Source organism: Streptomyces sp. NPDC032721 (assembly GCF_055579625.1).
This window is the reverse complement of record NZ_JBVIMX010000003.1, coordinates 423,051-446,817: the sequence shown is the minus strand read 5'-3', so window position 1 is coordinate 446,817 and position 23,767 is coordinate 423,051. Positions and strand designations below refer to the sequence as shown.

General features: G+C 71.8%; 21 protein-coding genes. 4 read left to right on the top strand and 17 right to left on the bottom strand.

Annotated features, from left to right (window positions below; genetic code table 11):
• Positions 1-178: 178 nt before the first annotated feature.
• Positions 179-1,075, bottom strand: coding sequence for a universal stress protein (locus tag ACZ5PB_RS10200; RefSeq protein WP_468689540.1), 897 nt, complete (start codon positions 1,073-1,075; stop codon positions 179-181).
• A 200-nt stretch (positions 1,076-1,275) separates the two neighbouring features.
• Here ACZ5PB_RS10200 and ACZ5PB_RS10195 point away from each other — a divergent pair, with 200 nt between their 5' ends.
• From ACZ5PB_RS10195 to ACZ5PB_RS10185, 3 genes are all read left to right on the top strand, one after another.
• Positions 1,276-2,067, top strand: a complete 792-nt coding sequence (locus ACZ5PB_RS10195) for an HAD family hydrolase (RefSeq protein ID WP_468689538.1) — start codon at positions 1,276-1,278, stop codon at positions 2,065-2,067.
• Complete coding sequence (locus ACZ5PB_RS10190; RefSeq protein ID WP_468689536.1) at positions 2,064-4,445, top strand: glycoside hydrolase family 65 protein; 2,382 nt, start codon at positions 2,064-2,066, stop codon at positions 4,443-4,445. The genes ACZ5PB_RS10195 and ACZ5PB_RS10190 overlap by 4 nt, the downstream gene beginning before the upstream one ends.
• 106 nt (positions 4,446-4,551) lie before the next feature.
• A complete protein-coding gene (locus tag ACZ5PB_RS10185; protein WP_468689534.1) occupies positions 4,552-6,279 on the top strand; it encodes a sensor histidine kinase in 1,728 nt (575 codons plus the stop codon).
• A gap of 7 nt (positions 6,280-6,286) precedes the next feature.
• Here the strand turns inward: ACZ5PB_RS10185 and ACZ5PB_RS10180 are convergent, their stop codons facing one another.
• The 16 genes from ACZ5PB_RS10180 to ACZ5PB_RS10105 form a co-directional block, all read right to left on the bottom strand.
• Positions 6,287-6,976, bottom strand: a complete 690-nt coding sequence (locus ACZ5PB_RS10180; protein ID WP_468689532.1) for a response regulator — start codon at positions 6,974-6,976, stop codon at positions 6,287-6,289.
• Positions 6,977-7,089: 113 nt separating this feature from the next.
• Positions 7,090-8,160: a hydrogenase expression/formation protein HypE gene (gene hypE / locus ACZ5PB_RS10175; RefSeq protein WP_468689531.1), complete on the bottom strand. Its 1,071-nt coding sequence runs from the start codon at positions 8,158-8,160 to the stop codon at positions 7,090-7,092.
• On the bottom strand, positions 8,157-9,257 hold the full coding sequence (gene hypD / locus ACZ5PB_RS10170) for a hydrogenase formation protein HypD (protein WP_468689529.1): 1,101 nt from the start codon (positions 9,255-9,257) through the stop codon (positions 8,157-8,159). Before hypD ends, hypE begins: the two co-directional genes overlap by 4 nt.
• Positions 9,257-9,955: a CBS domain-containing protein gene (locus ACZ5PB_RS10165; RefSeq protein ID WP_468689527.1), complete on the bottom strand. Its 699-nt coding sequence runs from the start codon at positions 9,953-9,955 to the stop codon at positions 9,257-9,259. The genes hypD and ACZ5PB_RS10165 overlap by 1 nt, the downstream gene beginning before the upstream one ends.
• A 21-nt stretch (positions 9,956-9,976) precedes the next feature.
• Positions 9,977-11,326, bottom strand: a complete 1,350-nt coding sequence (locus ACZ5PB_RS10160) for a Ni/Fe hydrogenase subunit alpha (RefSeq protein ID WP_468689525.1) — start codon at positions 11,324-11,326, stop codon at positions 9,977-9,979.
• Positions 11,323-12,135 (bottom strand): NADH-quinone oxidoreductase subunit B family protein, encoded by an 813-nt coding sequence (locus ACZ5PB_RS10155; protein WP_468689523.1) that lies wholly within the window; start codon positions 12,133-12,135, stop codon positions 11,323-11,325. Before ACZ5PB_RS10155 ends, ACZ5PB_RS10160 begins: the two co-directional genes overlap by 4 nt.
• Before the next feature lies 1 nt (position 12,136).
• Positions 12,137-12,943, bottom strand: a complete 807-nt coding sequence (locus tag ACZ5PB_RS10150) for an FAD/NAD(P)-binding protein (RefSeq protein WP_468689522.1) — start codon at positions 12,941-12,943, stop codon at positions 12,137-12,139.
• Complete coding sequence (locus tag ACZ5PB_RS10145; RefSeq protein WP_468689521.1) at positions 12,940-13,404, bottom strand: Crp/Fnr family transcriptional regulator; 465 nt, start codon at positions 13,402-13,404, stop codon at positions 12,940-12,942. Before ACZ5PB_RS10145 ends, ACZ5PB_RS10150 begins: the two co-directional genes overlap by 4 nt.
• A complete protein-coding gene (locus ACZ5PB_RS10140) occupies positions 13,401-14,555 on the bottom strand; it encodes a 4Fe-4S dicluster domain-containing protein (RefSeq protein ID WP_468689519.1) in 1,155 nt (384 codons plus the stop codon). The genes ACZ5PB_RS10145 and ACZ5PB_RS10140 overlap by 4 nt, the downstream gene beginning before the upstream one ends.
• A 194-nt stretch (positions 14,556-14,749) precedes the next feature.
• On the bottom strand, positions 14,750-15,337 hold the full coding sequence (locus ACZ5PB_RS10135; RefSeq protein WP_468689517.1) for an Rv1733c family protein: 588 nt from the start codon (positions 15,335-15,337) through the stop codon (positions 14,750-14,752).
• Complete coding sequence (locus ACZ5PB_RS10130; protein WP_468689516.1) at positions 15,334-15,855, bottom strand: flavodoxin domain-containing protein; 522 nt, start codon at positions 15,853-15,855, stop codon at positions 15,334-15,336. The genes ACZ5PB_RS10135 and ACZ5PB_RS10130 overlap by 4 nt, the downstream gene beginning before the upstream one ends.
• Before the next feature lie 26 nt (positions 15,856-15,881).
• Positions 15,882-16,613: a CBS domain-containing protein gene (locus ACZ5PB_RS10125; protein WP_468689514.1), complete on the bottom strand. Its 732-nt coding sequence runs from the start codon at positions 16,611-16,613 to the stop codon at positions 15,882-15,884.
• Between the two features lie 61 nt (positions 16,614-16,674).
• Positions 16,675-19,371, bottom strand: a complete 2,697-nt coding sequence (locus tag ACZ5PB_RS10120) for a bifunctional acetate--CoA ligase family protein/GNAT family N-acetyltransferase (RefSeq protein ID WP_468689513.1) — start codon at positions 19,369-19,371, stop codon at positions 16,675-16,677.
• Entirely contained in the window at positions 19,368-19,739 is a 372-nt protein-coding gene (locus ACZ5PB_RS10115; RefSeq protein WP_468689511.1) for a HypC/HybG/HupF family hydrogenase formation chaperone, read from the bottom strand. The genes ACZ5PB_RS10120 and ACZ5PB_RS10115 overlap by 4 nt, the downstream gene beginning before the upstream one ends.
• Before the next feature lie 6 nt (positions 19,740-19,745).
• On the bottom strand, positions 19,746-22,100 hold the full coding sequence (hypF, locus tag ACZ5PB_RS10110) for a carbamoyltransferase HypF (protein ID WP_468689509.1): 2,355 nt from the start codon (positions 22,098-22,100) through the stop codon (positions 19,746-19,748).
• 17 nt (positions 22,101-22,117) lie between these two features.
• On the bottom strand, positions 22,118-22,693 hold the full coding sequence (locus ACZ5PB_RS10105; protein ID WP_468689507.1) for a hydrogenase maturation protease: 576 nt from the start codon (positions 22,691-22,693) through the stop codon (positions 22,118-22,120).
• Between the two features lie 163 nt (positions 22,694-22,856).
• On the opposite strand from ACZ5PB_RS10105, the gene ACZ5PB_RS10100 reads away from it, so the two are divergent.
• Positions 22,857-23,729, top strand: coding sequence for a universal stress protein (locus tag ACZ5PB_RS10100; protein WP_468689505.1), 873 nt, complete (start codon positions 22,857-22,859; stop codon positions 23,727-23,729).
• Positions 23,730-23,767: the final 38 nt, after the last annotated feature.

The window sequence follows — 23,767 nt, the reverse complement described above, 5'->3', positions numbered from 1 at the left end:
GGCTCGTGGAGCGCCAGGCGGGAACCGGTGCTGTTCCATGGGCCCGTCTACATCGACCCCTATGTCCCCAGCCCGGACGCGGGCTGGGATCTCGCGGCCCGCTGGCCCGGCATCGTCAGCCGGGGCCAGCACCAGGCCGAGCGTGCCGACCAGAAGATGGCGCTTGATCCCGAAACCGTCAGCCATGGGCAACGACGACGACCGGACAGCCCACCCTCTGGATCGTCGTGCGGGCCACCCTGCCCGTACGGCGCCCCACGCCCCCGTGCCGCACCTGTCGACCCACGATCAGCAGTCCGGCGTCACGGGCCACCCGCACCATCTCTTCCGCCGGTCGCCCGTGCACTGCTTGGGCTCGGACCTCCACGGCCGGATACTTCTCCCGCCACGGGTCGAGGACTGCCGCGAGCACCCACTCCGCCTCCCGGTGCGCTTCCGTAGTGTCCACCCGGTCCGGGCCGGAGCCACTGACCGGCAGTCGGCAGGCATGGACGATGTGCAGCGGAGCGTTCCGGAAGCCGGCGGTCTCGAACGCCACGTCGAGCAGCGGGCCGGATTCCTTCCGCACGTTGAGGCCAAGAGCCACCTCTCGGTACGAAGTCCCCTCGGACGGAAGCCCGTCGGCGTCCGGCAGGTGCTCGCCGGTGGCCGGAGTGTCCGCGCGTACGAGAACAACAGGCTGCTGCGCCTGGGCGACGGCCGACATGGCGATCGAGCCCGCGGCGAACCCGGTGAACCGGCTGAGCCTCTGGCTGCCGAGGACGAGGAGCGCCGCCGACCGCGCTTCGTCAGCCAATGCCGACAGTGGCGGCTTCCCGACCTGCTCGGTGCTGATGTCCAGTTGCGGATACTGCTCACCGAGCCGGCGCTGGGTGCCCCGCAGGATGCGCACCGCCCAGTGCCGGGGGACCCGCAGTTCGGGAGGGCCCGCAGGTACCCCCTCTTCCGGCAAGCCTTCCCAGGCATGCACGAGCCGCAGCGGCAATCCGCGGCGCAGCGCTTCCCTTGCCGCCCAGTCCGCTGCGGCAGCACTCTCGCGCGAGCCGTCCACACCGGCCACGATCGGCTGGAACATCGACTTCGCCTCCTTGCGGTCGGTATCAGCGTCGCGTAATGCCCCGCCCCCGGCCCAGAGGCCGTGGAGCCTCGCTTCGGGGCCCAACGGCCCCTGTCCCCGGTCCCGTTCCGCAACCACTCTGAAGGCAATCCGTATCCGCGACGACCCACGATCCACGAACGAACCGTTCGCCGACGAACGAGCAGAGGAGAGCCCCCGTGCCCCCACCTCGCCGCACACCGGCGCGTGCCCCGGACTCGGCACCCCGTGGCGTGTTGGTGCCCGCGCTGCGTGGCTTCCGCGCCGTCGTCTTCGACACGGACGGCGTCATCACCGATTCCGCCCGGGTCCACGCGGCCTCCTGGAAGGCGGCCTTCGACGCTCTCCTCGAAGCCCGACCGCCCGACGATCCGAAGCAACGGCGCCCGTTCGACGTGCGGGAGGACTACCTGCGCTTCGTGGACGGCAAGTCCCGTCCCGACGGGGCCGCCTCGTTCCTCACCTCGCGCGGCATCGCGCCGGAGGCCGGTCTGGTCCGGGCCGTCGCCGAAGACAAGGAGTCGCGGTACACCGAGCAACTGCGCAAGCACGGCATCGGGGCCTTCCCCGGCACGGTGAGCCTGTTGCACGTCCTGCGTCGGCTTGGCGTACCGTTCGCGGCCGCTTCCGCTTCCCGCCACGCTCGCGAACTCCTCACCCGTGCAGGGGTCTTGGATCTCTTCGACGCCCTTGTGGACGGCAGCGAGGCCGCCCGGCTCGGCCTCCGGGGGAAGCCCGAGCCCGATCTCTTCCTCGAAGCCACCCTGCGCCTGGGGGTGCCGGCTGCGGAATCCGCCGTCGTGGAGGACGCGCTGGCCGGGGTGGAGGCGGGACGACGCGGCGGATTCGGCCTCGTCGTCGGAGTGAACCGGACGGCCGATCCGGACGCCGACGCAGACCTGCGCCGACGGGGTGCCCACTTCGTCGTACGCGACCTCGCTGAACTGGTGACGGAAGGAGACCGGACGTGACGGGCTGGACCTGGGTGTACGAGGGGTACGCCCCCGAACAGGAGGCGCTCAGGGAGTCCCTGTGCACCCTGGGGAACGGCTACTTCGCGACTCGTGGGGCGGCCACCGAATGTTCGGCGGACGGAACGCACTACCCGGGGACCTACGTGGCGGGCTGCTACAACCGTCTCGACTCCACGGTGGCCGGACGCCGGGTCGAGAACGAGGACATGGTGAACCTGCCGAACTGGCTGCCGCTGCGCTACCGCCTGCACGGCGACGAGAACCCGGGGGCCTGGCTCGGACCGGACTCCGAGAACCTCCTCGACCACCACCAGACACTTCTGATCAGTTCAGGACTTCTTGAACGCCGGGTGCGGTACGCGGTGCCGGGGCACGGCGTCCTGGCGGTGCGCCAGGTACGCCTCGTACACATGGGGGACCCCCATCTGGCCGCTCTGCGGACCGAGTTCACGACGGAGGGATTCTCCGGCCTCCTCGACGTGGAGGCAGCTCTCGACGGCAGCGTCACCAACACCGGCGTCCGGCGCTATCTCGACCTGAACGGCAGCCATCTCACCGGCGTGGCCACGGGCAGCGTCACCGACGACACCGTGTGGCTGAACTGCCGCACGAGCACGTCCGAGATCCGGGTCAGCATGGCAGCACGTCTCACCGTGGACGCGCCCGTCGGCGTACACCAGGGCGATCGGCGCGTCACCCAACGCATCCGTCTGCAACTCGACGAGGGGGAAACGGTCACCGTCGACAAGACCGTGGCCCTGCACACCTCCCACGATCCCGCCGTCAGCGACCCCCTGCACGCCGCCTGCGACCGCGTGGCCCGAGCACCCGGCTTCGACGAACTCCTGGAATCGCACCTCACGGCCTGGGACCAGCTGTGGCGCAGGGCCGCTCTCGACGTGCCGGGGGAATCGGGACGCATCCTGCGCCTGCACCTCTTCCACGTGCTCCAGACTCTCTCGCCCCACACCGCCGAACTCGATGTGGGGGTACCGGCGCGCGGACTGCACGGCGAGGCCTACCGGGGGCATGTCTTCTGGGACGAGCTGTTCGTCCTGCCCTACCTCAATCTGCATCTCCCCGAGGTCTCCCGTGCTCTGCTCACCTACCGCCACCGGCGACTGGGCCAGGCACTCTCCGCCGCCCGGGACGCGGGCCGCACCGGGGCCCAGTACCCGTGGCAGAGCGGTAGCGACGGCCGCGAGGAGACTCAGGAACTGCACGTGAACCCCCGTTCCGGGCGCTGGCTGCCGGACCACTCACGGCTCCAGCACCACGTCGGTTCGGCCGTGGCGTACAACGTGTGGCAGTACTGCGAGGCGAGCGGGGACACCGAGTTCCTGCACACCAAGGGTGCGGAGATGCTGCTCCAGATCGCCCGGTTCTGGGCCTCCTGCGCCACGTACGACGAGACGCTCGGACGGCACCGCATTCGTGGCGTGGTGGGCCCCGACGAGTACCACGACGCCTATCCGGGTGCGCGCGAACCGGGCCTCGACGACAACGCGTACACCAACGTCATGGCGTCCTGGGTCCTCTCCCGGGCCCTGGACGTACTGCAGCTCCTGCCGGACCTCCGCCGTCGGGAGCTCACCGAGCGGACCGGGCTCGACGGGGGCGAGCTGGAGCTGTGGGAGGAGGTGTCGCGCACGCTGCACGTGCCCTTCCACTCCGGTGTCATCAGCCAGTTCCAGGGGTACGGCGAGCTGACCGAGCTGGACTGGGAGGGATACCGCAAGCGGTACGGGAACATCCGCCGCCTCGACCGGATCCTGGAGGCAGAGGGCGACTCGGTCAACCGCTACCAGGCGTCCAAACAGGCCGACGTACTGATGCTCGGCTACCTCCTCTCCCCCGCCGAACTGCAGCTCGCCTTCCACCGGCTGGGCATCCGGCTGGACGAGGACACCTGGCGCCGGACCGTCGACCACTACCTGGGCCGCACCAGCCACGGCTCCACCCTGAGCGGACTCGTGCACGGCCACGTGCTCGCACGGGCTCGGCGGTCCGAGGCGTGGACGTTCTGTCTGGAGGCCCTGGAGGGAGATGTCGCCGACATCCAGGGCGGCACCACGGGGGAGGGAATCCACCTCGGCGCGATGGCCGGTGTCCTGGATCTCGTGCAGCGCAGTCTCACCGGGCTCGAAACCCGCGGCAATGTCCTGCGGCTCGATCCGGTACCGCTGCCCGAACTGTCCGAGTACGCCTTCTCCCTGCGGTACCGGGAGCACTGGGACGTACGCGTGCGGATGACTCCGGGGCACCTGGACGTCAGCGTTCCGGCCTCTGACACGCTGCCGATCGAGATAGAACTCCCCGACCGGACTGTCTCGGTGGCACCCGGAACGTCCTGCCGGGTGGCGTTGCTGCGGTGATTGCAGGCAAGTGCCCTCGCTCCAAGACCTGTTGACAACGCGGGTCACTATTACGGTGAGGGGACGGGGTGTCACATTCTTTCCGCCTGATCGAATGGAGCGACCCATGAGCGGTACCGGCGATCAGCGCGGAAACAGCGGGGCGGCAGGTCGGCTCGGCAGGTTCCACCTGGACGATCTGCTGGACGAACTGCAGACGCGGATCGGGGCGGTGCGCGGCACGCGGGACCGGCTGCACAGTCTGCTGGAAGCGGTGCTGTCCGTGGGGCGGGAGCTGGAGCTGGGGCAGGTGCTGCGGGGGATCGTCGAGGCCGCGGTAGTGCTCGTCGACGCCGAGTACGGGGCGTTGGGGGTCATCGGGCAGGAGGAGAAGCTGGACCAGTTCCTGACGGTGGGGATCGACGAGAAGCTGCGGGAGCAGATCGGTGATCTGCCGTCCGGACACGGCCTGTTGGGGGAACTGATCCGCCACCCGGAGGCACTGCGGCTGGCGGAGCTCTCCGAGCATCCGGCGTCCTCCGGGTTCCCTGCGAACCATCCGCCGATGCATTCGTTCCTGGGGGTGCCGGTGCGGGTGCGCGAGGAGGTGTTCGGGAATCTGTATCTGACCGAGAAGCGTGGGGGTGCGGAGTTCGACTCGGAGGACGAGGCGGTGCTCGCCACGCTGGCGGTGGCGGCGGGGGTGGCGATCGAGAACGCCCGACTGTACGAGGAGGCACGGCTGCGCGAGCAGTGGCTGGAGGCGAGTGCGGAGTTCACCGCTGGGCTGCTGTCGGGGATGCCCGACGCGCGGGTCCTGGAGGTGATGGTCGAGCGAGCACGGCACATCACCTCGGCGGATCTGGGAGTGGTCGACCTCGTCGAGGAGGGGGAGTCCGGTCTGCGGGCGGTGCTGGCCACGGGCGAGGGGGCGGACGCTCATCGGGGGCTGACCGCGCCCCGGGAGGGGACCCTCGCCGGCGCGGCGCTCTCGGCGCAGGCGCTGGTCATGACGGCTTCGGTGGCCAGTGATCCGCAGGTGACGTTCGCACCGGAGCGGTGGAAAGGGCTGGGAACCGCTGTCGCGGTGCCGATCGGGGGGCGGGGCGTCCTGGTGCTCGCGCGCACGGCGGGCCGGGCAGCGTTCAGCGCGGCCGAGACCGATCCGCTGCCGGGGTTCGCCGGGCAGGCGGCACTCGCACTGGAGCTGGCCGAGCGGCGGCGGGTGGCCGAGCAGGTGAGCCTGCTGGAGGACCGGGACCGGATCGCTCGGGACCTCCACGACCTGGCGATCCAGCGGCTGTTCGCGACCGGGATGACCTTGCAGAGTGCTCAGCGGTTCGTCGAGCATCCCGAGGCGAGCGAGCGGCTGGTGCGGGCCGTGGACGACCTCGACGAGACGATAAAGATCATCCGGTCCACCATCTTCGGGCTGCGTGCGCACGAGGCCTCGGGTGCGCCGGGGCGGGGGCTGCGGGTCAGGGCGGTGCGGGCGGTGGAGGAGGCGGTGGCCACGCTGCGTTTCACGCCGGCACTGAGGATGGAGGGCCTGCTGGACACCAACGTGCCGAGGGCGGTGGCCGAGGAGGTGGTGGCCGTACTGGTCGAAGCGCTGTCCAATGTGGCCCGGCACGCGGGCGCTTCTCGTGCGGACGTCGCCCTGGTCGTCCGGAAGGGCGAGCTGACGGTGACGGTGCTCGACGACGGCACCGGACCGGGCGACGGAGAACGGCGGAGTGGGCTGGCCAACCTCGCCGAGCGGGCGGAGCGGCTCGGCGGGCGGCTGACGGTCGAGCCCGGTGGGACGGGTGGGACGCGGTTGCAGTGGAGGGTTCCGATGGACATGAAGAAGTGAGGCGCTGTCATGTGCCCTGCTCCGAGGACGGGTTGAACTGTGTCGCCAGTACGGCCGCCTGGATGCGGCGCTCCACGCCCAGCTTCGACAGCAGGCGGGAGATGTGGTTCTTGACGGTCTTCTCGGAGAGGTAGAGCTGTTTGCCGATCTGCCGGTTGGTGAGGCCTTCGCCGATCAGAGCGAGGATTTCGCGCTCCCGGGTGCTCAGCCCGGCGAGCCGTGCGTCCACGGCCGGGGGTTCCTCCGTGGGGCCGCGCAGGCTGCTCATGAGGCGAGCCGTGGTGGCCGGGTCCAGCATCGATTGACCCGAGGCGACCGTGCGTACAGCCTCCACCAGGTCCGATCCCTTGATCTGCTTGAGGACGTAGCCCGCAGCCCCCGCCATGATCGCATCGAGCAGTGCGTCGTCGTCGTCGAACGAGGTCAGCATCAGGCAGGCCAGCTCGGGCATTCGGGAGCGCAGTTCGCGGCAGACGGTGATGCCGTCGCTGTCCGGCAGACGGATGTCGAGGATCGCGACGTCGGGGCGGAGCGCGGGCCCCCGGACGAGAGCCTGTTCGCTGGTGCCCGCCTCGCCCACGACGACGATGTCGGCCTCGGCCTCCAGCAGGTCGTGCACCCCGCGTCGTACGACTTCGTGGTCGTCGAGCAGGAAGACGCGGATGGGCTGTTGCGGCGAGAATGCCCGGTCGTTCATGGCTGCCCCCTGCGGATGCGGGTCTGTGGTCGTGTGACGATCGTGTCCTGAGTGCAGTCCCGCGCGCCAGTGCCGGTCGGCCCCATTGTGAGATTCCGACGGCCCGTCATCAGTCAGCATATGCGCGGGAGTTGTTCGCCCACGGGCATGTCGATCAGGCGGCCGGCGCCCATGAGCGTACGCATGACGACCCTGCCTGCGGGCCCGCGCTCGGCAGTTCCGATCCGTACGGCATGGGCGCTCTCGGGGCGCGACCGCATGGCCGCCAGCGCGCCTGGGGCGGCGTCGGGGGCGACGAACGCGACCAGACACCCCTCGTTCGCGACGATCAGCGGGTCCAGACCCAGCAGATCGCAGGCGGCAGCCACGGCAGGCGGGACGGGCAGGGTGCTCTCGTCGATCTCGACACAGAGGCCCGAGTCGTGGGCGATCTCGTTGAGGGTGGTGGCCAGACCTCCGCGGGTGGGGTCACGCAGGGCGTGGACGGCCGGGCCGTACGGGGCGAGGGCCTGCACCAGCCGGTGCAGGGGGCGGGTGTCGGAGGCGATGTCCGTCTCGAAGCCGAGCCCTTCGCGGGTGGACAGGACGGCGGTTCCATGCAGCCCGAGCGGGCCGGAGAGCAGTACGGCGTCGCCGGGGCGGGCGCCGGCGGCCGAAGGGGTGAGGCCGGGGATGCGGCGGCCGATGCCGGTCGTGTTGAGGAAGAGGCGATCGGCGGCACCCCGTCCCACCACCTTGGTGTCGCCGGTGACGACGGGGACGCCGACGTCGTGGGCCGCCTTGCCGGCGGAGGTGAGGAGGGAGCGCAGTTCGTCGAGCGGGAGTCCCTCTTCCGCGATGACCGCGAGGGTCAGGGCGAGCGGCAGCGCGCCGCGCATGGCGAGGTCGTTGACAGTGCCGTGGACGGCGAGGGAACCGATGTCACCACCGGGAAAGACCAGCGGGCTGACCACGAACGAGTCCGTGGAGACGACGAGTTGGTCGTCGTGCGGCAGTATCGCGGCATCTTCGAGCGGACCGGACTGCGGGCCGGACCGTGCGCCGTGCTGCGGGCCGCCGAGCGCGGGCAGGACGAGGGAGTCGAGCAGTTCGGCGGTGAGTCTGCCGCCGGCTCCGTGCCCCAGCTGGACGCGGTCGCCCGGACCGTAGGGGATCGGGCAGTTCATGTTCGACACCTGGTTCATACGAGGTCGCTCCTGATTCGGCCTGCCGCGTGGAAGGCTGCGCAGGTGCCCTCCGAGGACACCATGGGTGCACCGAGCGGGGTGCGCGGGGTGCACCGGGTTCCGTAGGCGGTGCAGTCGGTGGGCAGGCGGGCTCCGGTGAGGATCGCTCCGGCGATGCAGGCGGGCTCCTCGACGGGGTGCAGGTTGCCGACGTCGAAGCGCCGTGCGGCGTCGAACGTGGCGTATTCCGGGGCTAGTTCGAGCCCGCTGGCGGGCAGCGTGCCGATGCCGCGCCAGGCCCGGTCAGTGATCCGGAAGACCCGGCCGAGGGCCTCCTGGGCCGGGTCGTTCCCGGCGCGGCTCACTGCGCGGACGTACTGGTTGGTGACCTCGTGACGCCCCGTCTCCAACTGGGTGACGGCCATGAGGATGCCCTCCAGCAGGTCGAGCGGTTCGAAGCCCGTGACGACGACGGGCACGTGATACCGGTCCGCGATCGGCTCGTACGCCCGCCAGCCCATGACCGCGCAGACGTGGCCCGCGGCCAGGAACGCCTCCACCTCACAGTCCGGGTCCTCCAGGAGGGCCGTCATGGCGGGCGGTACGAGGACGTGGCTGACCAGCAGCGAGAAGTTGGACAGGCCGAGGCGGGCGGCGTGCAGGACGGTCATCGCGTTGGCCGGGGCGGTGGTCTCGAAGCCGACGGCGAGGAAGACCACTTCCCGGTCCTGGTGTTCCTGGGCGAGGCGTACGGCGTCCATGGGCGTGTACACGACGCGTACGTCCGCTCCTCCGGCGCGCAGGGCGAGGAGATCGGTGGTGCTGCCGGGAACTCTGAGCATGTCGCCGAAGCTGGTGAGGATCACGCCGGGGCGGGCGGCGATCGCCATGGCCCGGTCGAGGGTCTCCAGCGGGGTGACGCAGACCGGGCAGCCGGGACCGTGGATCATGCGGATGCCGGCGGGCAGGAGTTCGTCGATGCCCTGACGGACCAGGGTGTGGGTCTGGCCGCCGCACACCTCCATGATCCGCCAGGGCCGGGTGGCCGTGCGGCCCAGCTCGGCGAGCAGGTGCCGGGCGAGGGCCGGGTCGCGGTACTCGTCGAGGTACTTCATCAGCGGGGTGTGTCGGGGGTGGTGAGGTCCATCTGCACGTCGACGATTCCTTCGACGGCGTGGGCGAGCCGTGCGGCGACCGGGACGAGGCGGCGGTCGTACATGGTGCCCCGGAGGGTGACCACGCCGTCCTCGACCGAGGTCGTCACGTCCTGCTGGGGGAAGAGCGGGGAGAGGGTGCGGTGCACCTCGGCGGCGAGTTCGGCATCGGGGCGCAGGAAGACCTTGAGCAGGTCGCTGCGGCTGACCACGCCCTGGAGGATGCCGATACGGTCGATCACGGGGAGCCGCTTGACGCCGAGCCTGGCCATGATGCGGGCGGCCTGGGCGAGCGTGGTGTCGGCGAGCACGGTGATGGCCGGGGTGCTCATCAGATCGCCCGCCGTCGCCGCACCGGCCTTGGCCAGCTCGGCGAGGTGCCGCTCCCGCAACGACGCGGTCCGCCCGGCAGAGGGCCGCGCAGCGGAGTCCCGGCCCGGGAGCGAGATCTCCGGGGCCTCATCGCGGTACTCCTCCTTGGGCAGCAGGTCCGCCTCCGAGACGACGCCGATCACCCGCCCCTCTCCCTCCAGCACGGGCAGGGCGCTCACCTTCCACTGGGCCATCAGCTCGACGATCTCCTTGAACGAGGCGTCACGGCCGATGGAGACGACGGTCTGCGTCATCACGTCACTGACGATGTGCGGGGAACTGGGCACGGCGGGCCTCCTGGGCGGGGTTCAGACGGTGCGGGCGGAGCGGGTGCGCTCGACCGTGAGGTCGAGGAAGTGGGTGGAGCAGGAGATGCACGGGTCGTGGTTGCGGATGGCCCGTTCGCACAGGGTGGTCAGTTCGCGGTCGTCGGCCACGCCCGCGTCGAGCGCCGCCTGTGCGGTGCGGCGCAGGTCGTCCTCGATGGCGCCCTGGTTCTGCGAGGTGGGCGGAACGAGACGGGCGTCGGTGACGGTGCCGTCGCCGTCCAGCGCGTACCGGTGGTAGAGCAGTCCGCGCGGCGCCTCGGTCGCACCGTGGCCGGTGCCGGCGACGGGCGGGACGTCGGCGTACGGGTGTGGCGGCGGCTCGTACGTCTCGATGATCCGCAGCGCCTCGGTGACGGCGTAGACGACCTCCACGGCGCGCACCAGGATCGACCGGAACGGATTGCGGCAGACGGCCCCCTCCCACGGGTCTCCGAGCCCGGCGACGACGGCGGCGTCGCGGGCGGTGCGGGTGAGCCAGCGGCCGCTGATCGCGAACCGGGCGAGGGAGCCGGTGAGGTGGCGGCGGCCGTCGAGGGTGGCGTGCAGGGCGGTGGTGTGCGGGAGGTGTTCCTCGTGGACCCGGTCCAGGAAGGTGTGCAGGGGGAAGGTGGAGAGGTTTCCGTCGACGCGCAGGGCGGCCGGGGTGCCGCTTTCGATGGCGTACGTTCCCGGGGCGGCCAGTGCGAACAGGTCGGCATCCGTCTCGGCGTCCGGGAACTCGAAGCCCGCCACCCACGCGACGGTCTGCCGGGCGTCCTCCAGAGCACGCGTCAACCGGGCATGGAGCGGTCGGAGTTGGGAGGGTGTCGGCGCGCGGTGGAAACCCCCGAGACGAACGTTGACGGGGTGGATGGCCCGGCCGCCGAGGAGGTCGAGGATCGCGTTGCCCGTCTGCTTCAGGCGCAGGCCGCGTTCGACGTGGTCGCGGGCGGTGCGGGCGAGTTCGATGGCGCCGTCGCAGCCGAGGAAGTCAGGGGCGTGCAGGAGATAGATGTGCAGGGTCTGGCTCTCGATCCACTCGCCGCAGTAGAGCAGTCGGCGCAGGGCGGCGATCCGTGGGTCGACGGTGACGCCGCAGGCGTCCTCGATGGCGGCGCAGGCGCTCAACTGATAGGCGACGGGACAGATTCCGCAGACCCTGGCGGTGATGTCCGGGGGTTCGGTGTGGGCGCGGCCGCGCAGGAACGCCTCGAAGAAGCGGGGCGGTTCGTAGATCTGGAGCCGGGCGCCGGTGACGGTGTCGTCGTGGACGTCCAGGTGCAGGGCGCCTTCGCCCTCGACGCGGGTGAGGGAGCCGACGTGCAGGGTGCGGGAACCTCGGTGGGTCATGGCCGGCGCTCCTCCCGCACCGACTCCAACTCTTCTTCGAATGCAGCCGAGTTGAAGGTGTGCAGGAAGCGTTCGACGTCGCGGTCGTCCATGCCGTCGCTCTTCAGTACGGGGATCAGCGCGGGCAGGTTGACCGAGAGGGAGCCGCCCTCGGGTCCCGGTCGGCCGGCGGGGCCGAAGCAGCCGTAGCAGCCGCGGCCGTACGTCGGGCAGAGGGCCCCGCAGCCCGCGTGCGTGACCGGCCCCAGGCAGGGGGTGCCATGTGCGACGGTGACGCAGACGGTGCCGCGCCGCTTGCACTCGAAGCAGACGCTGTGGTCGGGGATGTCGGGCTTGCGGCCCGCGAGGTAGGCGGTGATGACTTCGAGGAGCTGGCGGCGGTCGACGGGGCAGCCGCGCAGCTCGAAGTCGACGTCGACGTGCGCGGAGACGGGTGTGGAGGTGGCGAGGGTGTCGATGTAGTCGGGGCGCGCGTAGACCGTACGGGCGAACTCCTCGACGTCGGCGAAGTTGCGCAGGGCCTGGATGCCGCCGGCGGTGGCGCAGGCCCCGATGGTGACCAGGTGGCGGGAGGCGGCCCGGATGGCGCGGACGCGTTCGGCGTCGGCGGGCGTGGTGACGGAGCCTTCGACCAGGGCGAGGTCGTAGGGGCCGGGCAGGACGGCGCTGGTGGCTTCGAGGAAGTGGGCGATCCGCACCTTCCCCGCCAGGGCGAGGAGTTCGTCCTCGCAGTCGAGGAGGGTGAGCTGGCAGCCGTCGCAGGAGGCGAGCTTGAAGACGGCGAGCGTCGGCACACTCGGGCTGCCCATGTCATAACTCCCTTGTGTGGAGTACTGGTTCGGCCTGGTCCCAGCCCACGACCGGGCCGTCCCGGCACAGCAGGAGCGGGCCCAGTTGGCAGTGCCCGCAGTGGCCGGTGGCGCAGCGCATGTTGCGTTCCAGGGAGACCCTGATGCTGCTGGGGGCCACTCCCCGGTGCACGAGGTCGCGGGCGGTGGCCCGGATCATCGGCTCGGGGCCGCAGACGAAGGCCGTGGTGCGGAGGGGTTCGAAGTGTGCGTGGCCGAGGAGTTTGGTGACGACACCGATCTGGCCGACCCAGTTCGCGTCCGGCCGGTCGACGATCACCCCGGTGTAGGCCGTCGGCCACTGCCGGGTCTCGATCTTCGCCATCAGGTCGGCCGGGGTGCGGGCGCCGTCCAGGACGTTGAGGCGTCCGTACGGTTTCGGGTCGGCGACCGCGTCACGGATCAGGGGGCGCAGCGGGGCCAGCCCGATGCCGCCCGCGACGACCACCAGGTCCTGGCCGGCGGCCTTCTCCAGCTCCCAGCCGGTGCCGTACGGCCCGCGCAGTCCGATGACGTCGCCGGCCTTCGCCGCGTACAGGCCCTCGGAGACGGCGCCGACGCTGCGGACCGTGTGCGCGAGGCCGCCGGTGGTGGGGATGGCGCTGACCGACAGTGGGATCTCACCGCGCCCGAACGCCCAGACCATCGCGAACTGACCTGGCACGAAGGGCGGCAGCGGCTCCCCCACCGGTTCGATCCGCAGGGTCGCCGTGTCCGGGGTCTCCGTCCAGCGGGCGACGACCCGGTACGGGACGGGGACGGCGGTCATCGCCGCACACCGCTTCCGCTGCCGTAGGGCGCGTACAGGTCCAGGAGACGGGTGCGGGCCGCGTGGAGGCGGTGGGTGAGGACCCGGCCGACCCACTGGCTCACCGCCATGCCCAGCGCGGGGTCGTCGTCGCACATCAGCCGGACGGCCGTGGCGTCGAACTCGTAGGTGCGCACGGGAGTCTGGGTCTCGGCGCCGAACTGCCAGACGTACGGGCTGAACAGCCAGGACCAGCCGACGAGTTCGCCGTGCCCGAGGGTCTCGATCACCGGGGAGCGGCGACCGGGGACGTGGGTGTCCAGAGCCACCGAACCGGTGCGGACGATCCAGAACCGGTCGGCGTGGCCGCCCTCCTCGAAGAGCCGGACGCCTGCGGGGAAGGCCGTCTCCCTGGCCGGGCGCAGCAGCCGGGTTCGGTGCTCTGCCGAGAGTGCGTTCAGCGTGGTGCTCGTGGGGATCATCGTTCCGCTCCTTCCTGTCCGTTCTTCTCGTCGCGTTCCTGTGCGAGGGCGGTGGTCTCCTCGGTGATGTCGATGCCAACGGGACACCAGACGATGCAGCGTCCGCAGCCCACGCAGCCGGAGCTGTCGAACTGGTCGTGCCAGGTGCCGAGTTTGTGGGTGAGCCACTGTCGGTAGCGGCTGCGGCCCGAGGAGCGGACCGGGCCGCCGTGCAGGTGGGAGAAGTCCAGGTCGAAGCAGGAGTCCCAGCGCTGCCAGCGCTCCGCGTGGTCGCCGGTGAGGTCGGTGACCTCCTCGGTGGTGGTGCAGAAGCAGGTGGGGCAGACCATGGTGCAGTTGCCGCAGGTAAGGCAGCGGGAGGCGACGTCGTCCCAGCGTGCAGCCTCCAGGCTGTCGCCCATCAGCTGCTGGAGGTTCACGGTCGGCATGCTGCGGCCCATGTGGTCGGCGGCCTCGGCGACCGCGGTGCGGGCGGCGTCGCGGGTGACGTCGTCGGCTTCTTGACGCGGCAGTTTCTCCAGGAGGGCGGCGCCTTCCTGGCTGCCCGCCCGTACCAGGAAACGGTGTCCGGTGTCGTCGATGACCTCGGTCAGGGCGAGGTCGAAGCCGCTGTCTGTGCCGGGGCCGCCGCCCATGGACACGCAGAAGCAGGTGGCGCCCGGTGCGGTGCACTCGACGGCTACGAGGAACGCTCCCCTCCGGCGTTCCCCGTAGCCGGAGTCCAGGAAGCGGCCACCGGTCAGGACCCGGTCCTGGATCGCGATGGCGCGCAGGTCGCAGGGGCGTACTCCCAAAAAGGCGTACGAGACGGGCTCCGGCCGTGCGGCGCTGACGGTCACCTCGCCGTCCGCCGTCCGGTCCGCGCTCCACAACTGCTCGCGCTGCGGGTGCAGGAAGTTCTTCCAGGACTGGGGGCCGGCCGAGTGCGCGAAGACGGCTCCGTCCTCGCGGGGCGTCAGCCGGTAGCGCCCTGCCTCCAGTTCCACGCCGCAGCCGTGAGGGAGTTCGTCGGCCCCGTCGAGTGCGGCGAGGACGATCGCGCCGTCGCGGACGGTGGGGCCGACGACGGTGCGGCCGTCGGCGACCAGGGCTTCGACGAGGGCTTCGAGGCCCTTGCGGTCGAGGACCGCCGTGTCGGTGGGGGTGGTCATCGCTGCCCTCCTGGGGCGGGACGCGGATGGTGCGGGGCCGGTGGACTGCTCCGGCTCACGTCTGCCGGTTCCAGTGCCTACCGGTTCTTCCGTTCCTTCACTTCCAGCTTCGAAGCGGAGACGGGGCTCCGGCAGGGGCCGAGCGGCCCTGATGGGGACCGCTCGGGCCCGTGTGCCGGAGTCCTGGCTCGCGCTCAGGCCCGCCCCGTCCATCGGGGTCCGGTCGTGGCCCAGTCCTGTTCCCACCCGGCCATCCGGTGGCGGTGGGCCACCCGTCGTACGACGAACCAGCCGCCGGCCGCACACACCCACCCGGACACGAGCACGGCGATGCCCCGGCCCACAGCGGCGGTCAGCATGCGTTCCTGGGTCAGGGGCCCGGAGATGACCTGCCGTTCGGCGTCCAGCCAGACCTCGGTGGTGCTGCCGGCCCGGGAGCCTGCCACGACCTTCACCACGGCGGTACGCCGGCTGCCGTCGGGATCGGTCCAGCGCACGGTGGCCCGGGACGGCAGCGCATTGGTCGAGGCAGGTGCGGAGGCTGCCCGGGTGAGCGTGGCCCGTACGACGTGGCTCGTGGCCCGCAGCCGGCTCGCGTCGTCCCGCAGGGTGCCGTGCACGGAGATCCCGTACAGGACGGCCGCCAGCGGTGCCGCCAGGAGGACCACCAGCAGGGTCAGTGCGAGGGTCCACCCTTCGACGACGTCGCAGCGGCGGCGCAACGGGCTGCTCCGCCACCGCCACCCGGTGAGCCGGACGCCTGGGTGTGTCTGGGCAGTCATGGCGCCGGCTCCCGGTGGTGCCGTACGCCCGAGAGCTGATCGGCGATCCGTCCGGCCCAGGCGGAGATCTCCGCGAAGTCGCGGAAGTCGCCGCCCTTGCCGGACTCGACGATCTTCCGGGCGATCCAGCCGCGGGCGTCGTCGTGCAGGGCGCCGCCGAAGGTGGCGTGTTCCCTCGCCTCGGTCCGGTCCTTGATCCGCTGCACGCCGGGGACCGGCGGAATGTCCCGCTCGCTCGCGGTGGCGTCGAGCGGGCCACTGCTGAACAGCCACACCGGGCGTTCGGCCAGTGTCGCGCGATGCCGTGCGGCGAACCGGCGGGCTTTGCCGAGCCAGCGCCCCGCGTAGAGGCCGCTGCCGAGCACCACGGCGTCGTACTCCCGTACGTCACCGACGCCGGACACCGGCCGCAGGTCGACGTCGAGGGCCGCCTCGCCCAGTACCTGGGCGATGGTCCCGGCGATGTCCTTCGTGGACCCGTTCTTCGTCCCGTACGCGACGAGCACCTTCAGAGACATGACAGACCTTCCTTCTCGAAGCGGTGTCAGAGCGAACGCAACCAGTCGTCGGCGACGCCGCGCAGAGCCTGTTCGGTGGGCCGCAGGTGGGAGTCGTCGGTGCGGTAGGACAGCTTGTCGACGACGGCGACGACTCCGTCCACCTGCTGTGTCATGTGCACCGCGATGGGTATCTCGCTGCGTCGTTCCAGTTGGCCGTGCAGGGTCACCACGCCGTCCTCGACGAGGACTTCGATGCTGCGCGGGGCCAGCCACAGGGTCTGCACCAGTACTGCCTCGATCACTTCGTGGCGGATCGCGGCGTCCGTGCGCAGGAAGATCTGGAGCAGGTCGCGGCGAGTGACGATGCCGACCAGCCGGTCCTCCTCGTCGACGACGGGCAGCCGCTCGATCGTGTGCCGGGCCATCAGGCGGGCCCCCTCGGCGATGGTGTTCTCGGCGTGCACACAGACAGCGGGCTTCGACATCAGCTCTCCCGCGGTACGGGCGACCGCCTTGTGCGCCCTGCTGCGGGCGGCCGGGCTCGTCCGGGGCCACCGGAAGCGGCGCGGGGGCTCGTACGGGTCGGGGGCCTCGATCTCCCGGGCGAGGAGGTCGGTCTCCGAGATCACCCCGACGACGTGGTCGTCGGGGTCGACGACGGGCAGACCGCTGATGCGCCGGGTGGACAGCAGCCGGGCGACTTCCTTGAACGGAGTGTCGGGGCGGGCGGTGACGACCTCGGTCGTCATCACGGAACCGATCTTGCCGTGCTTCATGGTGATCTCCTCTTCCGATTCCGAGGGAGTGTTCCGATTCCGAGGGGATGACGGGCGCGGCTCAGCGGAGTCGGCGCAGGTAGGGGTCGTGGGCGGTGCGGGGCAGCAGCCGGATGCGCGCGTCGAGCGAGGCGACGCCGTCGGGGCGGGCCAGTACGGGGTTAAGGTCGGCCTCCGCGAGTTGCGGCAGGTCGCAGGCCATCCGGGACAGCCGCACCAGTACCTGTTCGAGACCGTCGAGGTCGACGGGCCCCTCTCCGCCGTGCCCGAAGAGCAGGGGGGCGCAACGGGGTGCAGTGATCAGGTCGTGGACGTCGGCGGCGGTGAGCGGGGCCAGCCGGGCCGCACGGTCGGCCAGCAGGTCGGTTGCGGTGCCGCCGTGCCCGAAGAGCACCAGGGGCCCGAACACCTCGTCCTGGACGACTCCGGCGATCAGTTCGATGCCGCGCGGGGCGAGCGGCTGGACCACCACACCGTCCAGCAGCCCTTCGAAGCGGGTTTCGAAGTCCCGGTAGGCGGAACGCACTTGGCCGTCGCCGCGCAGATCGAGCTGGACGGCGTGCTGGACGCTCTTGTGCAGCAGGCCCGGCCAGTGGGCCTTGAGGACGACCCTGCCGTCGGTGCCGCTCAGGCGTTCGGCGGCGAGGACGGCTTCATCCTCGGTCTCGGCCCAGGCCCAGGGGAGTTGGGGGATGCCGTAGCAGTCGAGGAGCGCGGTGGTGGCCTGTGGTTCCAGCCAGCTGCCTTCGGGGTGCGCGGTCAGCCAGGCCTCGGCAACGGCGTGGGCGCGGGCCGTGTCCACGCCGGTGGGTTCGGCGACGGCAGCGGGCGGCCGGTCCAGCCACCGGGCGCGTTCGGCGGCGTGCGCCAGTGCGCGGGCGGCCGACTGCGGGTCGGCGTAGGAGGGCAGCGCGCCGCCGTCCGTCGCGGGCAGCAGGGTGACGGGCAGGTCCTGGTCGAGACGGACCACCGCGAGGGGCCGGGCTCGGCGGGAGGGCGCGCGGGTCAGGGCCCTCGCGAGGTCGTCGCCGGTCGCCGACGCGACCGCGGTGGGCACCAGTACGGCGAGGACGGCGTCGACGCCGGGGCTGTCCGTGAGCCGCTGCACGCAGCTGCCGAGCTGTTCCTCGGTGACGGCCGCCGTGGTGTCCACGGGGTTGGTGGCCGAGGCGCCTTCGGGCAGTACGTCGAGCAGGGCGGCGGCGGTGTCGACGGCGAGCTGTGGCACGCCCAGTCCGGCCTCGGCGCACGCGTCGGCGGCCAGGACGCCCGCGCCGCCCGCGTTGGTGACGATCGCGACCCGGTTGCCGGTGGGCAGCGGCTGGGCGTGGAACAGGGCTGCCGCGTCAAGGAGTTCGCCCACGGTGCGGGTGGCGGTGATGCCGGCCTGGGTGAACAGGGCCCGGCGGGTCATGGTGGCGGTCGCGGCGGCTGCGGTGTGCGAGGCGGCGGCGCGACGGCCGGAGTCGGTGCGGCCCGCGTCCACGGTGAGGACCGGGATGCGACGGGTCACGCGGCGCGCGGTGCGGGAGAAGGCGCGCGGGTTCCCGAAGGACTCCAGGTGCAGCAGCGCCAAATCGGTGCGGCCGTCGGACTCCCACCACTGGAGCATGTCGTTGCCGCTGACGTCGTACTTGTCGCCCAGCGAGACGAAGCTGGAGACGCCCAGGCCGAGCCGGGCCAACCCGCCGAGCAGGGCGATGCCGACCCCGCCGGACTGGGCGGCGACGCCCACACTGCCGGGGTCGGGGTGGTGGGCGGCGAACGTGGCGTCGAGGGACAGGCCGCGTTCGGTGTTGGCCAGGCCCAGGCAGTTCGGGCCGACCAGCCGCATTCCGTACGTACGGCACGTGGTGCGCAGGGACTCCGCCTGGGCCGCGTCCAGTCCGGAGGACACGACGAGCAGGGCACGTACCCCAGTCTTGCCGCACTCCTCGGCGACTCCGGGCACGGCAGCCGCGGGCACGGCGACGACCGCCAGGTCGGGGACCCTGGGCAGCACGGTGACCGAGGGGAAGCAGGACACTCCCAGCAGCGAGCCGGCGTGCGGGTTGACCGCGAAGAGCCAGCGGGGGAAGCCGCCGGTGCGCAGGTTGTGCAGGATCGCCCGGCCCACCGACCCGGGCTTGCGACCCGCGCCGATCACGGCGACGGTGTCCGGCCGCAGCAGCGGCTCCAGGCTGGCGACGTCAGCGGTGCGTCCGCGCGCCTCGACGGCGGAGAGGTAGCTCTCGTCCTCGTCCAGGCGGATGATGCAGTGCAGTTCGGGGCCGTCGTGGCAGCGGGCGACGGACAGCCCGAGGTCGGCGAAGACTTCGAGGATCGCCCTGTTCTCCACGAGCGCGTCGGCAGTGAATGCCTTGATCCCGTCCACGCGGGCGGCCGAGACGAGGTGTTCCAGCAGGAGGGTCCCAATACCCCGGTGGTGCTGGCCGTCGGCCACCGCGAGGGAGATCTCCGCCGCGCCGTGCCCGTTGTCGTCCTCCTCGTACTCGGCCAGACCGACGACCCGGCCGCCGACCTCGGCGAGCAGCGCCCGGTAGCCGGGCCGGGGCGGGGCGCTCGCCCGGTCCGCGGCCTGCTCGGCGCTGCGGCTGCTCGCGGCGAAGAACCGGAGCCGGAGGTTCTCCGGGGACATCTGCTCGTACAGTGCGCGCAGTGGGGCGTGGTCCTCGGGAACGGCGGGGCGGATGAGCGCGGTCATGCCGTCCGCGAGGAGCGCGTGGACCGGGGCGGCGGGGTGCTCGCGGTCTGTCATCGAGGGCCTCCTGTAGGCAGGTTGACCCTTGGAGCATCCGCCGCCGACCGCGCCTCCCCCAGGGGCTGTCCGGGGGCCTCCCGGGGGGCCGAACGGCCCTCTTTCTCCGGGCCGGGCAGCCGTACGCCGAGCTCGGTCTCGACCGCCCCGGCCATCGCGCGCAGGACGTCCAGGGTCCGCCGGGCCTCCTCCTCGTCCACCTCGGTGATGGCGAACCCGACGTGCACGATCACGTACGTGCCGACATCCGCGCCCGGTGTGTACACCAGGCACACCGGCCTGCGTACTCCGCCGAAGTCGACTTCTGCCATGCGCAGTCCGTCGCTGTCGTACGTGTCCAGTACGCGGCCGGGGATGCCCAGGCACATGGCTGCTCACTCCTTCGCGAGGCGGGCTGTGCGGGTGAGACGGGCTGCGGCCACTGCGGCCTGCCCGTAGCTGATGCCTCCGTCGCCGACCGGCACCGCGCTCGCGACCAGCACCCGCAGACCCTGGGCGCGCAGTAGGCGCCCGACGTCGGCGAGCAGGCGGCGGTTGACGAAGCAGCCGCCTGCCAGGCACACGGTGCGCGGCGCTCCGTCGGCGACAGCACGGGCGACCAGGGCGGAGGTGGCTTGGGCAACGGCGAGGTGGAAGGCGGCGGCCAGGGCGGGGACGTCCTCCCCCGCGTGCTGCCGTTCCAGCAGGTCGGTGAGGGTCGGGGCGGGGTCGTACACCCACATTCCGTCGGTCCGTACGAGGCGGTGGGCCAGCGGCGTCGGACGCAGGTTTCCGGCCGCGTTCTCCAGGGCTACGGCGGCTTCCCCCTCGTAGCTGACGGTGTCGGCGAGTCCGAGCAGAGCCGCCACCGCGTCGAAGAGCCGTCCGGCGCTGGAGGCGCGCGGGGAGTTGAGGCCCTTGAGCACCATGGAGCGCAGGACGGCGGCCTCAGTGGGATCGAAGCGGTCGGTGAAGGGGCGGATCAGCCAGGAGTGCGGGAGCGGGGAACCCAGAGGTTCGAGTGCCCAGAGGTAGCCGAGAGCCATGCGGCCCGGATGGTGGACTGCGGCCTCACCCCCGGGCAGCGGCGCGGTCGCGAAGCGGCCGACGCGCCGGTATCCGGTCAGGTCGCCGACGAGGATCTCACCGCCCCACAGGGTGCCGTCGTCGCCAAGGCCGAGGCCGTCGTAGGCGACGCCCGTGAAGGGGCCGCGCAGGCCGTGCTCGGCGGCACAGGCGGCCAGGTGCGCGTGGTGGTGCTGGACGGGAATGCGGGGCTGAGGCTGGGTACGGGCCCACTGGGTGGAGAGGTAGCCGGGGTGCAGGTCGTGAGCGATCGCTGCGGGAACCGGGCCGGCGAGCCGTACGAGATCGTCGTAGGCACGCAAGAAGGCGTCCAGGGTCGCTGCGCTGCTCAAGTCGCCGCCCTGGGGCGACAGTTGGCAGGAGTCGCCGTGCGCGAGGGCGAAGGTGTGCTTGAGCTGGGCGCCGACGGCCGCCACGGGCGCAGGGGCGGGCACCGGCAGCGGGAGGGAGGCCGGAGCGAGTCCGCGCGCCCGTCGTACGGCGCGCGGGGTGCGGCCGGTGACCTGGACGACGGAGTCGTCGTAGCGGGAGCCGATGGGCCGGTCGTGAACGAGGAATCCGTCGGCGACGGAGCCGAGCGATGCCAGGGCCTCCTGGTCCTCGACGGCGATCGGTTCGCCCGACAGGTTGCCGCTGGTGACGACGAGCGGCCTGGCCAGCTCGCGGAGCAGCAGGTGGTGCAGCCCTGTGGTCGGCAGGAAGAGCCCGATCCGCCGGGTGCCGGGGTGGACGGCGGGTGCCGTCGTCCCGTTGCGGGCGTTCAGCAGGACCACGGGGCGCACGGGTGACACCAGGGCGGCCCGCTCGGTGCGCGAGACCAGCGCCAACTCCCTTGCCGCATCGAGGTCTTGGACCATGACGGCCAAGGGCTTCGTGGGGCGGCGCTTGCTGCGACGGAGTTCCGCGACGGCTGCCTCGTCGGTGGCGTCGCAGACCAGCTGGTAACCGCCGAGCCCCTTCAGCGCGACGATCTTGCCGCTCTCGACGGCCTTGACCGCCGCCCGCAGCGCCTCCTCGCCGCGCAGGGAGTCCCAGGACAGCCGGGGCCCGCAGTCCGGACAGGCGAGCGACTCCGCGTGGAAGCGCCGGTCGCACGGGTTCGCGTACTCGGCGGCGCACGCGGCGCACAGCGGGAAGCGGCGCATCGTGGTGCGGACGCGGTCGTAGGGGAGGTCTTCCACGACGGTGGCGCGCGGGCCACAGTCGGTGCAGGCGAGGAAGGGGTAGCGGTAGCGGCGGTCCTCGGGGTCGAAGAGTTCGCGCAGACAGGCATCGCAGAGTGCGGCGTCGGGCGGGATCTCGCGCGATGCGGCCACGCGCTCGGGGGTGGTACTGCTGTGACGCACGACGAACCCCGAGCCCTTTGCGCCGAGTTGGCCTTCGGCCTCGGACACCCGGACTCGCAAGACGCGGGACAGGACGGGTGCTCCGGTACGCAGCGAGCTCGTGAACTCCCGCACGGCGGAGCCTTGACCGACCGCCACCCCCTCGACGTGGCCGGCGGTGTTGGCCACCCAGCCGTCGAGACCGAGGCCGGTGGCGAGGCGGTAGACGAAGGGCCGGTAGCCCACGCCCTGCACCGTGCCGAAAACTTCGAAGCGGACCGTCGTACGGTGAGGGGTCCCGGGCTTCGTGCCAAAGTCCGGGCCGGGTGTCTTTCCCATGGGGCGACCGCACCTCCTCAGTCCGCTGCCGACGCGCACGGGGGCGAAACGTCCGGGTGTCCTGCGGTCCCGGCCACGGTGCGCCGTGCGGACTCGGCTTCCAGGTGCCGTACGACCTCGGCCTCGACGCTGTCCGCGATCTCGGCCACGGCAGCCGCGACGGCGGGAGACAGGCCCACGCCGAGTTCGGTGTCGGCGCCCTCCACCGCGTAGACCACCAGTCGGCGTGGCAACCGGTCCAGTGCGCGGGCGAGTTCGACGGCCTCGCCGAGCCCCAGTCCGTGCGAGCTGGTGCCGGTGGGGCGGTCCGGGGAGGCGGAGTCGAGTTCCAGCCGGTGCACCCGGCCGGGGCGAGCGGGGTGTGCGTGGGCTGCGTCCACCACCACCGCGAGGTCTGCTCCCTCCCAGTGCTCGATGAGCCGCACGGGGTCGCCGTCACACTCCGCGAGGTCCACCGCGGGGAACGGGCCCGTGAGCAGGGCCCGGGCGGTGGCCCGGTCGCGGAGGCGAACAATCACCGCGGGACCCGCCCCGTCGTCGCGGCGGAATTCGTTGCCGACACCGATCACAGCGATACCTGGCCGAGTGGTCATCACGTCCCTTCCGCCGGTCGTGCCGCCAACTGTGCCGACGCCGGCGCGTTCCTGGCAGGGGCCGAACGACCCTTGCGGGGGCCGGTTATCCCCTCCCCGACGGAGCCGCGGCGTGCAACCGTCCGGAGCAGAGCCCCAGCCAGGGGTGTGCCCGGAGGGTGGTGTGACGGTGGAAAAGCCGCTGATCGTCGGAGTGGACGGCTCGGACCCGAGCCTGGCGGCGCTGGACTGGGCCGTGGACGAGGCGGTGGCGCGCAAGGTGCCGCTGCACGTCGTCCACGGCTCCCGGTGGGACGAGTACGCAACGCCGGAACCGTCGTTCAGCCCCGTCCGGCCGTCCGTTCAGATCATCGCCGACCACCTCGTGACTTCGGCGGTCGAGCGTGCGGCACGCCGTTCGGCCGAGGTGAAGGTGACGAGCACGGTGCTGCCCGAGGACCCGGCACTCGCGCTGATCCGCCTGGCGGAAGAGGCGAGCGCGGTCGTGGTCGGCAGCCGGGGGCACGGCGAGCTCGTGGAACTGCTGCTCGGCTCGGTGAGCCTGGCGGTCGCCGCACGCTCCGCATCACCCGTGATCGTCGTGCGTGGCCCGGGGAAGCCGTACGAGGTCCGCCCCATGCGCAGCGTCGCCGTCGGCATCGACGAGTCCACCGAGTCTGCGCCCGCGATCGAATTCGCCTTTCGGGAGGCCGAGTTGCACGGCGCGTCAGTGACCGCCGTGCACGCGTGGCGCTGCCCGGCGCACGAGGTGCCCGACTTCCCGAGGGCGACGCCCGACGACCACCTGCGGCGCGCGGAGGACGAGGTGACCGAGGCACTCCGGGACGCCGCCTCCGCCCGTCCCGGCATCGCGGTCCGCCGCGAGATCCGTGAGGGGACCGCGCGGGCCGCCCTCCTGGACACCTCGCTCACCGCCGGCCTGCTGGTGGTCGGTGCACGCCGCCGCAAGGGGCGCGTCGGCATGCAGCTCGGCCCGGTCAACCACGCGGTGCTGCACCACGCGCACTGCCCGGTCGCCGTCGTACCGCACGACTGAGACCACCCCGGGCCCGTACGCATGCAAGCCCCGCCGCA

Coding starts and splice junctions, on each gene's coding strand:
- ACZ5PB_RS10200 (WP_468689540.1), bottom strand. CDS start 1,075: ATGTTCCAGCCGATCGTGGCCGGTGTGGACGGCTCGCGCGAGAGTGCT.
- ACZ5PB_RS10185 (WP_468689534.1), top strand. CDS start 4,552: ATGAGCGGTACCGGCGATCAGCGCGGAAACAGCGGGGCGGCAGGTCGG.
- ACZ5PB_RS10180 (WP_468689532.1), bottom strand. CDS start 6,976: ATGAACGACCGGGCATTCTCGCCGCAACAGCCCATCCGCGTCTTCCTG.
- hypE (WP_468689531.1), bottom strand. CDS start 8,160: ATGAACCAGGTGTCGAACATGAACTGCCCGATCCCCTACGGTCCGGGC.
- hypD (WP_468689529.1), bottom strand. CDS start 9,257: ATGAAGTACCTCGACGAGTACCGCGACCCGGCCCTCGCCCGGCACCTG.
- ACZ5PB_RS10160 (WP_468689525.1), bottom strand. CDS start 11,326: ATGACCCACCGAGGTTCCCGCACCCTGCACGTCGGCTCCCTCACCCGC.
- ACZ5PB_RS10155 (WP_468689523.1), bottom strand. CDS start 12,135: ATGGGCAGCCCGAGTGTGCCGACGCTCGCCGTCTTCAAGCTCGCCTCC.
- ACZ5PB_RS10150 (WP_468689522.1), bottom strand. CDS start 12,943: ATGACCGCCGTCCCCGTCCCGTACCGGGTCGTCGCCCGCTGGACGGAG.
- ACZ5PB_RS10145 (WP_468689521.1), bottom strand. CDS start 13,404: ATGATCCCCACGAGCACCACGCTGAACGCACTCTCGGCAGAGCACCGA.
- ACZ5PB_RS10140 (WP_468689519.1), bottom strand. CDS start 14,555: ATGACCACCCCCACCGACACGGCGGTCCTCGACCGCAAGGGCCTCGAA.
- ACZ5PB_RS10135 (WP_468689517.1), bottom strand. CDS start 15,337: ATGACTGCCCAGACACACCCAGGCGTCCGGCTCACCGGGTGGCGGTGG.
- ACZ5PB_RS10130 (WP_468689516.1), bottom strand. CDS start 15,855: ATGTCTCTGAAGGTGCTCGTCGCGTACGGGACGAAGAACGGGTCCACG.
- ACZ5PB_RS10125 (WP_468689514.1), bottom strand. CDS start 16,613: ATGAAGCACGGCAAGATCGGTTCCGTGATGACGACCGAGGTCGTCACC.
- ACZ5PB_RS10120 (WP_468689513.1), bottom strand. CDS start 19,371: ATGACAGACCGCGAGCACCCCGCCGCCCCGGTCCACGCGCTCCTCGCG.
- ACZ5PB_RS10115 (WP_468689511.1), bottom strand. CDS start 19,739: ATGTGCCTGGGCATCCCCGGCCGCGTACTGGACACGTACGACAGCGAC.
- hypF (WP_468689509.1), bottom strand. CDS start 22,100: ATGGGAAAGACACCCGGCCCGGACTTTGGCACGAAGCCCGGGACCCCT.
- ACZ5PB_RS10105 (WP_468689507.1), bottom strand. CDS start 22,693: ATGACCACTCGGCCAGGTATCGCTGTGATCGGTGTCGGCAACGAATTC.